The organism is Cryobacterium sp. 10C3, assembly GCF_034314285.1.
Classification (GTDB): Bacteria; Actinomycetota; Actinomycetes; order Actinomycetales; family Microbacteriaceae; genus Cryobacterium; species Cryobacterium glucosi.
Genome location: NZ_JAVIWF010000002.1, coordinates 3,447,332 through 3,460,572, shown reverse-complemented (window position 1 = coordinate 3,460,572; position 13,241 = coordinate 3,447,332). Strand labels below are relative to the sequence as shown.

Here is a 13,241-nt window from a genome sequence, read left to right as displayed (position 1 = left end):
CGGTGGTTAGGGAATGCTCCAGTAGTACGCGGTGGCGCCCGGGTGCTTCACGGTGATCGCGTAGTCGACGGAACGGTAGTCGGTGTCGTCGGTGTGGCCTGCGTAGTAGATGACGATGTCGTCGCCGCTGCCCTCGATGCGGGTCACGACGCCGGTGTGGTCGCGGTCGCCCGAGTTGTCCCAGTCGAACTGCACGACGTCGCCGACCTTGACCTGGTCGCGCTGCTGGTCGGTGAGCGCGGTCGCACGCCCAGAGCTCGCGAGGTAGTTGCGGAACGCGGTCGAGCTGACCCAGGCGTTCGAGTGGGTGAAGGACGAGCCGGTGCCCTTGGACCACCAGCTGCCGTCCATGGCCCAGCCGCGCTGGATCAGGGACTGGCTCGTGAAGTTGACGCAGTCGTTGTCGGTGACGACGCCGTAGTCCGCCGTGTTGTAGTTCGTCCAGTGCGCGATCATGTAGTCGACCTGGGCCTGCACTCCGCCGGTCGAAGCCGCCGCGACGGGGGCGGGCGCGGCGGTCGTCACGGGCGACGGAGCGGGTGTCGGCGTTGCGGTCGCGACAGGCGCGGTGTCGACGGCGACGGGAGCACCGGCATCCGCCGGCGTCGCCCGAGGGGTCGCGGTGTCTGTGGGGGTCACCGATGTGGCGATCTCCGCTCGCGCCGAGTCTGAATCGTCGTCGCCCCAGGATGCGACGGCGGCGGTGCCGATCACGAGAGCAGCGAACGCGAGCGCGGCTGCGCTGATGCGAAAGCGTCGGGTGAACTGCACGAATTCCTCGTCTCATTTGGGGGGGATATATCCAGATAATCACACTTCAATGGGAAAACTGCCCGCCAAGCTATGAAGTGTCGCTGAATCGCCGGGCTAGGCGACGCTCCAGTAGCTCACCGTTCCCCCGGTGTTCGCGAGGGATTCCTCGACGGACTTGTCGAGGCTATCTTCGGTGTGACCTGCGTAATAGAGGTGCGTTCCCGAGGCGTCCTTGACGACGCGGGTGACGATTCCGGTGTGGTCTTTGTCGCCGGAGCGGTCCCAGTCGAATTGCACGATGTCGCCCACCTTGACCCGGCTGCTTTCGCCGGCGGTGAGCGGCGTGGCACGCTCGGGGTGGGCGGACAGGTACGCGGCGAACGCGGTCGAGCTCGACCAGGCGGAGCTGTATCCGGCGCCTGCAGCGCTATAGGACCACTCGGCGTCCATCGTCCACCCGCGCGCGATCAGCGACTGGCTCGTGAAGTTGACGCAGTCGTTGCCGCCGATGGCGCCGTAGACGGCGGAGTTGTATGAGTTCCAGTGGGCGCGCACGTAGCCGATCTGGGCCGTGATGCGCGGGTCGGGGACGTACTGGAAGGTGAGCGGGCTCACGCCGGCGGCGACGGCCACAGCGGGTGCGGTGTCGGCCGCGGCGCCGGTGCTCGCGAGGGCGCTCGCTGCGCCGCTCGGGGCCGGGGTCGGGGTCGCGGCGGCGAGGGGGCCGCGGCATCCACGAGGGGCGTGATCGCCTGCGAGAGCGACGCGACCGAAGACGCCTTCGACGCGGCGGCTGCTGTCGCGGCCGCTGCGGCAGCGTTCGCGGCATCCGCCGGAGTGCTCGCGACGGGAACGATCGCCCCGGTGCTGTCAACGAGCGAGACCGCCACGGAACCGGTGCCGTAGTCGGTCGACGCGGGCGTCGAGATGGTGACCGTCGTGTCGGTCGCCGAGAGCACGGTGCCGGCGTTGCCGCCGAAGCTCACGCCCGACACTCCCGCGAGCCCGGAGCCGGTGACGCTCACGACCGTTCCGCCGGTGACAGGTCCGGCAGAGCCGCCGTCGCCGGCGCTCACCGCGCTGTAGATGACGGGGCTGCCGGCCACGACGGGCACGGCGGCCACGACACTCGCCGGCACCGGGCGCGAGGCCGCGAGTGGGGCGGATGCCGCGGTGGCGACCCCGGGGGACGCCTGGCTCGAGAGCGGGACGAAGAGGCCGAAGCACAGGCTGGCGGCGGCGGCCGAGCCGGCCAGCCAGATCAGCGGGCGGTGGCCGGACGGCGCCTTCTCGAGGCGGTGCCGGGAACGGACGACGCCGAGGGAGTCGGAGGAGCGGGCGGCGGTCGCCAGGGAGCCTGTCGACAGGGAGTCCGAGGACGGCGAATCGGTCGGCCGTGGAGGGCTGATGGGGCGGAGGGGCAGTGGATCTTCCCGGCGATGGCGGGAGCGGGCGGGACCTTCAGGACGTGTATGGGGGCGCACGAAATCGTTTCTGGACGGCGGACGGGGACCCGACATGCGAACACGCGCACATGCCAGAACCCTGTGCGGAACCTCCGAAACCCATGCGTGAGCCGGACCTAGTGATAGGTCGGGGCCGCCGGGAGACCGAAGAATTCCTCGAGAGTGGTCACGCCATCCGTGTGCATTTCGGTCGCGAGGTCGACGCCGATGTAGCGGAAATGCCACGGTTCATACGCGTAGCCGGTCACGGCGACCTTGTCCTCCGGATAACGGAGCAGGAAACCGTATTTCCAGGCGTTGTGCGCGAGCCAGGTGCCCTGGGGAGTCGCCCCGAAGCAGGCGTCGAGGGAGCAACTCGCCGGCAGGGCGCTGATGTCGATCGCGAGGCCGGTCTGGTGTTCGCTCGTGCCCGGCCGGGCGGTGCTCGTGTCCGCGACGGCCTGCCCGTGGGCCGAGACGTCGTCGTTGTACACCGCGACCTGGGTGGGATAACTGCGGTAGGAACTCTGCGACTGCAGCTTCAGCCCGGTCTCGGCCGTGAAGGCGGCGAAAAGGGCCACGACGGCGTCGGATGCCTCCCGGCGGAGCTGCGGTTCCCAGACGTGCGGCACGGGCACGGTCACGAGATCCGGCGGGGTGTAATCGGCCGGCTGCAGGGGGCGGTCCTTGTCGACGACGACCCAGATGCTGGTCGGGTCATCGTGCGAACGCGCCGCCTTGTCGAAGCGCGGGACCAACGCTATCGGCGTCGGTGATGCGGTCGGGGCCGGGCGCGCGGCATCCGTGGGTGTCGGCCGGTCGCCGGGCGTGTGCGTCGCGGGAGACCCGGGGTCTGGCGTCGCGCCGGGCAGCGCCGTTGCGACGGATGCCGGGGCGTGCGTCGCGAAAAAACCGAGCGCGACGGCCCCGCCGGCCACGAGAACGGCAGCGAGGGAGATAGCCGTGATCCGTCGCCAACCCATCCTGTGTGAACCCCCCGTTTGACCTTCTGTACGCACGCTCATGAGCCTAGTCCCGGGACTCGCCCCACGAGCGTGCCGAAACACCCCCCAACGGCCGGGAACGGGGTCCGGGAATCTGTTGATGATTCCCTGCCCGTCGTGTAACTTTGCAGACGATGCAAACTCCTCCCGCTTCCGCCTCCTCGTCCGCCTCCGCTCCCCTGATGTCGCACCGGCAGATCCTGTTCGTCATCTTCGGCCTGATGGCCGGGATGTTCCTGTCGGCTCTCGACCAGACCATCGTCGGGACGTCGATGCGCACCATCGCCGACGACCTCGACGGAATGTCGCTGCAGGCCTGGGTGACGACCGCGTACCTGATCGTCTCGTGCATCAGCACGCCGATCTACGGCAAACTCAGTGACATCTTCGGGCGCCGGCCGCTGTTCCTGATCGCGATCACCGTGTTCCTGATCGGGTCCCTCCTGGCCGGGATGTCGCACTCGATGTATGAGCTTGCGGTATTCAGGGCGATCCAGGGCCTCGGCGCCGGCGGCCTGATGGCCCTTCCGCTCACGATCATGGGCGACATGCTCGCGCCGCGGGAGCGCGCCAAGTACCAGGGCTACTTCCTCGCCGTCTTCGGCATTTCGAGCGTCATCGGCCCGCTCATCGGCGGTGTCCTCTCCGGCGCGACGACGATCCTCGGCATCACCGGCTGGCGGTGGGTGTTCCTGATCAATATCCCGATCGGCATCGTCGCGCTCATCATCGTGATCCGCTTCCTGCACATCCCGCACTTCAAGCGTCCCGTACGGATCGACTGGTGGGGTGCCGTTACAGTCATCGTCGCCGCAGTGCCGCTGCTGCTCGTCGCCGAACAGGGCCGCACCTGGGGCTGGTGGTCGTTCACCTCGGTCGCCTGCTACGTGACCGGCGTGCTCGGCATCGTGCTGTTCATCGTGGCCGAGCGGCTGATGGGCGATGACGCGCTCATCCCGCTCAAGCTCTTCCGGTCGGCGACGTTCTCGATGGCGACCGTGCTCGGCGTCTTCGTCGGTTTCGGAATGTTCGGCGCGATGATGACCGTCCCGCTCTACCTGCAGCTCGTGAACGGCGCCACCCCGACCGAGAGCGGCTTCATGATGCTCCCGATGATCCTCGGCCTGATGATCTCCTCGATCGTGAGCGGCCAGATCATCGCCCGCACCGGCAAGTACCGCGTCTTCCCCACGGTCGGCACCGCGTTCATGGCCGGCGGGTTCTTGCTCTTCACCTTCGCGACCGCGGACAAGCCGGTCTGGTTCATGATGACGGGCATGCTCCTCGTGGGTCTCGGTCTCGGCCAGCTCATGCAGACGCTGACCATCGCGAGCCAGAACTCGGTGGGACCGCGGGACATCGGCGTCGCGACATCCGCTTCGACGTTCTTCCGTCAGATCGGTGGCACGCTCGGCACCGCCGTGCTGTTCTCGGTGCTCTTCACCCGCATCCCGGACACCCTCGGCGCGGCATTCGGCAATCCGACGATCGTCGCCGGCGTCAAGGCGGCCGCCTCAGATCCGGCCGTGCTCGCCGACCCAGCCAACGCCGGCATCCTGGCCCTGTTACAGAAACCGGCCGGGCTCGGGACGGCCCTCGACGGGGACACCTCGTTCCTGAACGCGGCGGACCCTCGGCTCTCGCAGCCTTTCCTCGTCGGCTTCAACGACGCCACGGTCACGGTGTTCTGGGTGAGCCTCGTCGTCGTGCTGATCGCCTTCGTACTGAGCCTCTTCCTCAAGGTCGATCCGCTCCGCAAGACGAGCGCCATGCAGGAAGCGGCCGACGAGCACGCCGCGACACAGGCAACCGAGCGGGCCTCCGAGGCCATGATCGCGCAGCACGCCGCCGACACGATGGGAGCCCTCGTCGAGCCGGGGCTCGACACCGACGAATTCGAACGCCCGGGCCGCGCCTGACACGGGCGCCCGACACGGGCGGTTGGCGGGCGGATGCCGGGCGCGGGAATTCGGGAGCGCCCGGCGGCGTTGTCCTTGAGATGCGTATTGTAATTGCAGGTGGACACGGAAAGATCGCCCGGCTTCTGACCCGGGACCTCACGGCTGACGGCCACGAGGTGATCGGACTGATCCGGAACCCGAACCAGGCGGACGACCTCCGCACCGACGGCGCGACCCCGGTCGTGCTCGATCTCGAGGCAACGACTCCCGCCGAGCTCGCGGAGGTTCTGTCCGGGGCCGACGTGGCCGTCTTCGCCGCAGGCGCAGGCGGGGGCAGCGGCGACGCGCGCAAGACGAGCGTCGACCTGGGGGCATCCGTTCTACTCGCCGATGCGGCGGAGACCGCAGGCGTGCGCCGGTTCCTGCAGGTCTCGTCGACCGGGGCCGACCTCGTGCGCGACGACGCCGAGCCTGCCGGAGTGCCCGCGGACTTCGTGGCCTACCTCCGTGCCAAGCTCGCCGCGGAGGAGGATCTCGTGCGCCGGGACCTCGCCTGGACGATCGTGCGCCCGGCCGGTCTCACTGACGAGCCGGCCGCCGGGCTCGTGACCCTCGAGCACACCGGTCCGGGTATCCCGGAGGTGCGCGGCACGATCCCCCGCGCGGACGTCGCGGCGGTTCTCGCCGCGCTCATCGTCTCGGGCTCCGGCGCCCTGGAGACGCTGTACCTGGTCTCCGGCCGCACGCCGGTCCAGGCTGCGGTCTCCGCCCTCGCCTGACCCGGGCGGTAGCACGCGAAAGCGGGTGAATCGTCGTTCTCACCATTCGAGAACGACGATTCACCCGCTTTCGCGTTTCTGATCGGGCGGGAATCAGCCCTTGACGGCGCCCGCCATGATGCCGGAGATGAGCTGCTTGCCGGCGAGGACGAACAGGATCAGCAGGGGAAGCGTCGCGAGCACGGCGCCGGCGAGGACGACGGAATAGTCCACGTACTTGGCGGACTGGAGCTGGCTGAGCGCGACCTGGAGTGTCGGGTTCTGCGGGGACACGATCATCGGCCAGAGGAAGTCCGTCCAGGCCATCATGAAGGTGAACAGCGAGAGGATCGCCATCGCCGGTCGTGCCGCGGGCACCGCGACGTTCCAGAAGGTCGTGATCATGTTCGCGCCGTCGACACGGGCTGCCTCGATGAGCTCGTCGGGGATGACGTCGACGAGGTACTGCCGCATGAAGAACACGCCGAACGCGGTGACGAGGGTCGGGATGATGATGGCACCGACGGAACCGGTCCAGCCGAACTGACGCATCAGGATGAACAACGGGATGATCCCGAGCTGGGTGGGAATCGCCATGGTCCCGACGACGAAGACCATCAGCCCGTTGCTGCCGCGGAAGCGCAGCTTCGCAAAGGCGTAGCCGGCGAGCGTGGAGAACGAGACCACGGAGACCGTGATGATCGTCGACACCACGACGCTGTTGAGCAGCGCCTGCCAGAACGGGATCGTGTCGAAGACGGCGGCGACGTTGATCCAGAACTGTCCGCCCGGGAGGAGGGGCGGCCATTCCTGGCTCAATACGGATGACGAGCTCGAGCCGACGACGACCGACCACCAGAGCGGGTACGCACCACCGAGGAACAGGGCGAGCAGGATGCCGTACGTGAGGAAACCGGGTCGTCTGTCGATCCCCAGGCCCTTGTGGCCCTTCATCCGCCCGGCGGGGTTCTTCTCGGCGCGGGGCTTGACGGGCCGGGCCGGCCGAACCGGCTCGGTGGGAGTTGGGGTGAGTGTGCCGGTCATGATCTGGGCTCCTTCGCGCCGGTGGGGAGCGTGCTGGATGGAGGGGAATCAACGGGCTCGCCCGCTCCGGATGCCGCCAGTGCAGCCTCCCGGTCGGCCGCGGCCTTGCGCCGCAGCACCCGTTTCGCAGACTTGACGTCCGTGCGGGAATCCGTGGTGGCGATGCGCTGAGAAATCAGGAAGTTCAGGACGCCGAACGCCACGATGATGAGGAACAGGATGAAGGCGACGGCCGAGGCCTTGCCGAAGTTCTGCCGCTGGAACGCCATCTCCCAGAGATAGAGCACGGTGGTCTGGAATTGCCGGTGGGCGCCGCCCGGCGTCGGGGTCGTCGCATCGTACAGGCGAGGCTCCGTGAAGATCTGCAGGCCACCGATGGTGGCGGTGATGATCACGAAGATCATGGTGGGGCGGATGCTCGGCAGCGTGATCGAGAAGAACCGGCGGAAGAATCCGGCCCCGTCGAGGGCTGCCGATTCGTGGATGTCGCGCGGAACAGACTGCATGGCGGCGAGGAGGATGAGGGCGTTGTACCCGGTCCAGCGCCAGTTCACCATGCTGGCGATCGCGATGTGACTGGGGAAGACATCCGTCTTCCACATCACCGGATCGACGCCGACGAAGCTCAGGAGGTGGTTGATCATGCCGTTCTGCTCGCTGAACATGTTCGAGAAGATCAGCGCGACGGCGACCGGAGTCACCACGTACGGGATCAGGACGCTCATGCGCCAGAAGGTCTTGGCCCGCAGGTTCTGGTCGAGAACCGCGGCGATGAAGGTCGCGGCGATGAGCTGCGGGATGCTCGAGAGCAGGAAGATGCTCATCGTGTTGAACAGCGAGTTCCAGAACAGCGGGTCGTTCAGTTCGGCGGCGTAGTTGTCGAATCCGACCCACTCCCCGGGCCGCTCAGCAGGTTCCAGTGGTTGAGCGACACCACGAAGGTGTACACCAGCGGGAACAGGCCGACGACGCCGAAGAGCACGAAGAACGGCGAGATGTACAGGTAGGGCGAGAGCTTCACGTCCAGGCGGCTGAGCCGGTGCTTGTAGGTGAGGGCGCTCTTGCGACCGGTACGGTCGGGCCGCGGCGGGCTGCTGGCTTCTGGTTCACGTGTGAGTGTCATGGTGGCTTTCTGCCTTCGAGCGGGAGTGCCCCGGCGCCTGCGGGCGCAGGTACCGGGGCACTCCCACCGAGCGGATGCTTGCTGCTACTTGTTGACGATGAGCTGGTTGAACAGCGTCATGGCGTCGGACCAGGCCTTGTCGCCTGACACGCCCTGATCGAGGGAGATCGTGGACGGTCCGAAGACCTTCTCCTGGATCGTGGAGTCATCCGGTCCCTTGTACTGGGCCTTCACGCCGTCGGCGCGCTTGCTCAGGATGGATGCGATCGGTGCGTCGTTGAAGAAGGCCGAGATGCCGGTCCCCGCAGCGAGTGCAGGATCGGTCTGGGCGGCCGTGACGCTCGGGAACGCGCCTGCCGCCTGGAATTCGGCGACTTCCTGCTTGGCGTCGGTCAGCCAGGTGGCCAGTTCAGCGGCTTCCTTCGGGTGCTTGGACTGCGTCGGAACGGTCAGGAACGAACCGCCCCAGTTGGCGGCTCCTCCGGGGAAGACGTCGGCGAAGTCCCAGCCGGCCGTCGCGCCAACGGCGTCGCCGCCGGCGGTCTTGACCTGGCCCTGGACGACTCCGAGCATCCAGCCCGGGCACATGAAGGTTGCGAAGGTGCCGTCGGTGAACGACGTGCCCTTGTTCCAGTCCCACTGGGTCTGCTTGGCGGAGAGGCCGGCCGCGTTTGCGGCGGCGAGCTTCGTCCATGCGGACTTCAGGTCTGCGTTGTTCTCGACGTTGAGCTTGCCGTCCTTGGTGTAATAGCCCTCGGGGAGCTGGTTGACCATCGAGTTCCAGATGAAGCCGGACTGGTCGAACCACGCCTTGCCGGTTGCCTTCTGGTACTGCTCGCCCACCGCGAAGTACTTGTCCCAGGTGGAGCCGCTGCCCCCGAGCAGGGTGGCGACTGCGGCGCGGTCGGTCGGGAGACCGGCTGCTGCGAAGGCCTTGCTGTTGTAGCAGATGCCCTCCGGGCCGATATCCGTGCCGTATCCGATGATGCGACCGTCCTTGTCGGTGGCCTGGTCGACCTTCCACGAAACCCAGCGGTCCTTGACCGAGTCTGCACCGTAAGCCTTGAGGTCGGTGAACTGGCTCGAGACGTTCTGAATCGCGCCCAGCCAGCCTTCCTCGACGGCGAGAACGTCGGAGAGGCCGCTGCCTGCCGCGATCTTGGTGAAGGCATCCGTCTGGGCATTGCCACCGGTGTCGATGTTGTTGGCCTTGATGGTGATGCCGGGGTGCGAGGCCTCGTACTGGGCGTAGAGAGCATCCATGCCCATGGTGCCGAACGTCGTGACGGTCAGCTCGACCGGTGCGGCACTGGCTGAGGTGCCGGTTCCTGCCGATGAACAGCCCGTCGCAATGAGGGCGAAGGATGCGGCGCAGGCTACTGCTGCCCCGACCTTGGTGCGTCGTGAGAACTTCACTGTCACTCCTTTGTGTGCGTGTTTGTGCGTGTGTGTAATGCGAGAAATGTGTGTTGCAAGCGACCGGCGCCTGGCGGGTGGCTCTCAGGGAGAGGCGCCCGCCCAACGGGGTTGTGAGAGCGCTCTCATTTTGGTGTGAGAGCGCTCTCACTGATCAACGCAACACTAGGTCACCCACCGATCCCTTGTCAAGGCGACACGAAACCCATTCGGCCGCGACCCTGCGGAGTGCCCCGCGCCCGCCTCGGGACGGCGCTCCGGCTCCGGTGTGCCAGCGCGCTGCGCGCATCCAAATAGACTGACCCCATGACATCGGGAGTCCGCAACGCGCGTCCGCCGCAGCCGACGCTCGAAATGGTGGCGGCCGAGGCCGGCGTGTCCCGCGCCACCGTGAGCCGCGTCGTCAACGGGTCGCCCAAGGTGCGGCCGGAGGTCGTCGTGTCGGTCACGGCCGCGATCGAACGGCTCAATTACGTGCCCAACCGCGCTGCCCGCTCGCTTGCCAGCCGGCAGACCCAGTCGGTCGCCCTCGTCGTGCCGGAAGACATGACGAAGTTCTTCGGCGATCCCTACTTCGCCGCCGTCGTGCAGGGCATCACCCAGCGCCTCGACGAGAGCGACTACACGCTCAACCTTCTGGTCGCCTCGACTGACCCGCGTCACAAGACCATGCGTTACCTGCGCGCGGGAAACGTCGACGGGGCACTCGTCATCTCGCACCACACCGGGGACAACTTCGTCGCCGACCTCGAATCCACGATGCCGGTCGTCTTCGGTGGGCGCCCGACCAACGACTCCGGCGCGAACAACTACTTCGTCGACGTCGACAACATCGCGGGCTCCATGAGCGGCGTCCAGCACCTTGTCGACATCGGCAGGCGCCGGATCGGCACGATCACCGGGCCCGTCGACATGCCGGCAGGCATCGACCGCCTCACCGGGTTCCGCCGGGTGCTCGAGAACGCGGGCCTCGCGACGGATGCCGTCGAGCACGCCGACTTCACGGCCTCCGGTGCCGCGGCGGCCACCCGCCGCCTGCTCGAGCGCTGCCCGGACATCGACGCCCTCTTCGTGGCGAGTGACCTGATGGCGACCGGCGCGCTCGGCGTCCTCGCCGAGCTGGGCAGGGCCGTGCCGAGGGACATCGCGGTTGTCGCATACGACGACAGCCCGGCAGCCACCTCGGGGCCGATCGGGATGACCACCGTGAGCCAGCCCTCGAAGGAGATGGGCTTCGCAATGGCGGACCTGCTCCTGCGCCTGCTCGCGGACGACGAGACCGTGCCGCACCGCAACATCATGCCGACCAGCCTGGTGCTGCGCGAGTCCGCCTGACCCGCTCCGCAGCATCCGCCCCGCACCGCCCCCTGCTCGCGAGAGTGCACTTGTGGCCCTTAAACCCGCGGTTTAGGGGCCGAAAGTGTACTCTCGCGGAACTTCGCGCCCGGCCACAGCCGCGCTCGAACGCTCAGGGAAGCCGGGGTGCGACCTCGCGGGCGATGAAGTCGAGGTGGTCCAGGTCGGCGAGGTCCATGATCTGAAGGTAGACGGTGTCGACGCCGGCTTCTGCGAGGGCGCCGAGACGGTCGACGATCTCCGCGGCGGTACCGGCGAGACCGTGCTCGCGCAGCTCGGCGGGCTCCCGGCCGACCGCGGCGGCCCGGCGTGCGAACTCGGACTCATCGCGCCCGGCGACCGCGATGAGCGCCACGGAATAGTGCAACTCCCCCGGGTCCCGCCCGATCGTCGCACACGCCGCCCGCACGCCGGCGAACTTGCCGGGGATATCGGCGAACTCGGGGAACGGCAGGTTGAACTCGGTCGCGAAGCGGGCCGCGAGGGCCGGGGTGCGCTTCGCCCCGCCGCCGCCGACGATCACGGGAACCCGCTGCTGGGCGGGTTTCGGGAGGGCGGGGGAATCGACGAGGGTGTAATGCTCACCGGTGAAGTCATATCGATCGCCGACAGGCGTCTCCCAGAGCCCGGTGACGATTTCGAGCTGCTCCTCGAGCATGCCGAAGCGTTTGGCCGGGAACGGGATGCCATAGGCGAGGTGCTCCTTCTCGAACCAGCCGGTGCCGAGCCCGAGCTCGACCCGGCCTCCCGACATCTGGTCGACCTGGGCGACCTGGATCGCGAGGATCCCCGGCGCCCGGTAGGTCACCGAGGAGACGAGGGTGCCCAGGCGGATGCGGCTGGTCTCGCGGGCGAGTCCGGCGAGGGTCGTCCAGGCATCCGTCGGTCCGGGCAGCCCGCCGCCGTCGCCCATGACCATGTAGTGGTCTGAGCGGAAGAACGCATCGAACCCGAGCGCCTCTGTGGCCTGCGCGACCGCGAGGATGTCGTCGTAGCTGGCGCCCTGCTGGGGTTCTGTGAAGATGCGGAGTCTCATCCGTCCAGTCTCCCAGACGGCCCGGAATCAGGACGCGTCGAGGAATTCGACCTCCGGAAGGGCCGCGAACCGGGTGCGCATCACCTGGATCGACTCCGGGTTCTGGTCGACGAGCAGGAAGCGGCGGCCGAGGGACTCGGCGACGGCACCCGTCGTGCCGCTGCCGGCGAAGAAGTCGAGCACCCAGTCGCCCTCGCGACTCGAGGCCTGGATCATCCGCCGCAGGATGCCGACCGGCTTCTGCGTGGGGTAACCGGTCTTCTCCTTGCCCGTCGGCGACACGATCGTGTGCCACCAGACATCCGTGGGCAGCTTGCCGCGCGCGACCTTCTCCGGCGTGACGAGGCCGGGGGCCATGTACGGCTCGCGGTCGACCGTCGTCGAGTCGAAGTAGTAGTGCTGCGGGTTCTTCACGTAGACGAGGATCGTGTCGTGCTTGGTCGGCCAGCGGTTCTTGGACTTCGCGCCATAGTCGTAGGCCCAGATCAGTTCGTTGAGGAAGCAGTCGCGGCCGAAGAGCGCGTCGAGGAGGACCTTGGCGTAGTGCGCCTCGCGGTAGTCGAGGTGCAGGTAGAGGGTGCCGTCTTCGGCGAGGAGTCGCCAGGCCTCGATCAGCCTGGGTTCGAGGAAGGCCCAGTAGTCCTCGAACTGGTCGTCGTAGCCGAGCAGGTCGCCCTTGATCCGCTCGTAGAGCTGCCCCTTGAACCCCGTGATGGTGCCGGCGGCCGCCAAACCGCCCGCTCGCGGCGAAGACACAGCGACCCCAGTCAGGGGGCGTCCGCCGATGCCGGGTCAGGGACAGACCCGGTCACCGCAGCCACTCGCACCGAAGTGGTCGTGCGCCGATTCTGCTTGCGACCGGTATTAAAGGGCGGGTCGAGATAGATCAGCGTGAACGCCCCGTCGGGAAGGGCAGGCAGGATTTCGAGGTTGTCTGCATGGACGACACGGTTGGGGGAGGACGGGGACCACGCGGTTGGCATTCCCTCATTGTGTCAGTCGGCTTACTCTATGGGGATGACTACAGACTCCCCGACGACCGAATCAACGACTCCGGCGGATGCGACGACGCAGGATACCGCGCGGCCCACCTTCCGGCATGAGCCGGCCCTCTCCCGGTACAGCCTGCTCTTCGGGGACACGACCGCGGGTTTCGCCGACTATGAGATCGACGGCTCCCGGGTGCTCTTCACCCACGTCGAAGTCGACCCCCGGCACCGGGGCGAAGGACTCGCGAGCATCCTCGTCGAGCAGGCCCTCGACGACATGCGCGAGCGCACTGACCTGACGGTCGTCGCCGTCTGCCCCTATGTCGTCGCGTGGATCGACAAGCACGCCGAATACCAGGACCTGCTGACCCGCGGCCGGTAGCCGCCGTCCCCCCGTCGAGCAGGCCTCGACCGTC

Annotated in this window: 11 protein-coding genes and 2 pseudogenes; 4 read left to right on the top strand and 9 right to left on the bottom strand. The window is 67.7% G+C overall.

Annotation, left to right across the window (positions count from 1 at the left end; all coding sequences use genetic code 11):
- Positions 1-6 precede the first annotated feature (6 nt).
- From RGU41_RS17375 to RGU41_RS17360, 4 genes are all read right to left on the bottom strand, one after another.
- The gene (locus RGU41_RS17375) at positions 7-771 is read right to left on the bottom strand and encodes an amidase domain-containing protein (RefSeq protein WP_134560737.1); all 765 of its coding nucleotides are present in this window, start codon (positions 769-771) and stop codon (positions 7-9) included.
- A gap of 96 nt (positions 772-867) precedes the next feature.
- The gene (locus RGU41_RS17370; protein ID WP_322136941.1) at positions 868-1,386 is read right to left on the bottom strand and encodes an amidase domain-containing protein; all 519 of its coding nucleotides are present in this window, start codon (positions 1,384-1,386) and stop codon (positions 868-870) included.
- A complete protein-coding gene (locus RGU41_RS17365) occupies positions 1,365-2,237 on the bottom strand; it encodes an IPT/TIG domain-containing protein (protein ID WP_322136940.1) in 873 nt (290 codons plus the stop codon). Before RGU41_RS17365 ends, RGU41_RS17370 begins: the two co-directional genes overlap by 22 nt.
- A 98-nt stretch (positions 2,238-2,335) precedes the next feature.
- Complete coding sequence (locus RGU41_RS17360) at positions 2,336-3,181, bottom strand: M15 family metallopeptidase (protein WP_134562113.1); 846 nt, start codon at positions 3,179-3,181, stop codon at positions 2,336-2,338.
- Between the two features lie 203 nt (positions 3,182-3,384).
- On the opposite strand from RGU41_RS17360, the gene RGU41_RS17355 reads away from it, so the two are divergent.
- Positions 3,385-5,121 carry an MDR family MFS transporter gene (locus tag RGU41_RS17355; protein WP_134449265.1) on the top strand — a complete coding sequence of 579 codons (1,737 nt, stop codon included), beginning with the start codon at positions 3,385-3,387 and terminating at the stop codon, positions 5,119-5,121.
- An 80-nt stretch (positions 5,122-5,201) separates the two neighbouring features.
- The gene (locus tag RGU41_RS17350) at positions 5,202-5,882 is read left to right on the top strand and encodes an NAD(P)-binding oxidoreductase (protein ID WP_134562112.1); all 681 of its coding nucleotides are present in this window, start codon (positions 5,202-5,204) and stop codon (positions 5,880-5,882) included.
- Between the two features lie 93 nt (positions 5,883-5,975).
- On the opposite strand, the gene RGU41_RS17345 is transcribed toward RGU41_RS17350, so the two are convergent.
- From RGU41_RS17345 to RGU41_RS17335, 3 genes and pseudogenes are all read right to left on the bottom strand, one after another.
- Positions 5,976-6,905: a carbohydrate ABC transporter permease gene (locus tag RGU41_RS17345; protein ID WP_174774658.1), complete on the bottom strand. Its 930-nt coding sequence runs from the start codon at positions 6,903-6,905 to the stop codon at positions 5,976-5,978.
- Positions 6,902-8,028 (bottom strand): annotated as a pseudogene (locus tag RGU41_RS17340) (carbohydrate ABC transporter permease). The gene RGU41_RS17345 and the pseudogene RGU41_RS17340 overlap by 4 nt, the downstream one beginning before the upstream one ends.
- Positions 8,029-8,112: 84 nt before the next feature.
- Complete coding sequence (locus tag RGU41_RS17335) at positions 8,113-9,444, bottom strand: ABC transporter substrate-binding protein (protein ID WP_134560671.1); 1,332 nt, start codon at positions 9,442-9,444, stop codon at positions 8,113-8,115.
- A 306-nt stretch (positions 9,445-9,750) separates the two neighbouring features.
- Between RGU41_RS17335 and RGU41_RS17330 the strand changes: the two genes are divergently transcribed.
- Complete coding sequence (locus RGU41_RS17330; RefSeq protein WP_134449162.1) at positions 9,751-10,779, top strand: LacI family DNA-binding transcriptional regulator; 1,029 nt, start codon at positions 9,751-9,753, stop codon at positions 10,777-10,779.
- Between the two features lie 133 nt (positions 10,780-10,912).
- Here the strand turns inward: RGU41_RS17330 and RGU41_RS17325 are convergent, their stop codons facing one another.
- On the bottom strand, positions 10,913-11,836 hold the full coding sequence (locus RGU41_RS17325) for an LLM class F420-dependent oxidoreductase (protein WP_134449163.1): 924 nt from the start codon (positions 11,834-11,836) through the stop codon (positions 10,913-10,915).
- Positions 11,837-11,863: 27 nt separating this feature from the next.
- Positions 11,864-12,819 (bottom strand): annotated as a pseudogene (locus tag RGU41_RS17320) (DNA-methyltransferase).
- Between the two features lie 34 nt (positions 12,820-12,853).
- Here RGU41_RS17320 and RGU41_RS17315 point away from each other — a divergent pair.
- Entirely contained in the window at positions 12,854-13,207 is a 354-nt protein-coding gene (locus RGU41_RS17315) for a GNAT family N-acetyltransferase (protein ID WP_134449165.1), read from the top strand.
- Positions 13,208-13,241: the final 34 nt, after the last annotated feature.

Bases quoted from the DNA above. Each gene is read 5' to 3' on its own strand.
- RGU41_RS17315 (WP_134449165.1), top strand. From the start codon at position 12,854: ATGACTACAGACTCCCCGACGACCGAATCAACGACTCCGGCGGATGCG.
- RGU41_RS17350 (WP_134562112.1), top strand. From the start codon at position 5,202: ATGCGTATTGTAATTGCAGGTGGACACGGAAAGATCGCCCGGCTTCTG.
- RGU41_RS17355 (WP_134449265.1), top strand. From the start codon at position 3,385: ATGTCGCACCGGCAGATCCTGTTCGTCATCTTCGGCCTGATGGCCGGG.
- RGU41_RS17360 (WP_134562113.1), bottom strand. From the start codon at position 3,181: ATGGGTTGGCGACGGATCACGGCTATCTCCCTCGCTGCCGTTCTCGTG.
- RGU41_RS17345 (WP_174774658.1), bottom strand. From the start codon at position 6,905: ATGACCGGCACACTCACCCCAACTCCCACCGAGCCGGTTCGGCCGGCC.
- RGU41_RS17325 (WP_134449163.1), bottom strand. From the start codon at position 11,836: ATGAGACTCCGCATCTTCACAGAACCCCAGCAGGGCGCCAGCTACGAC.
- RGU41_RS17330 (WP_134449162.1), top strand. From the start codon at position 9,751: ATGACATCGGGAGTCCGCAACGCGCGTCCGCCGCAGCCGACGCTCGAA.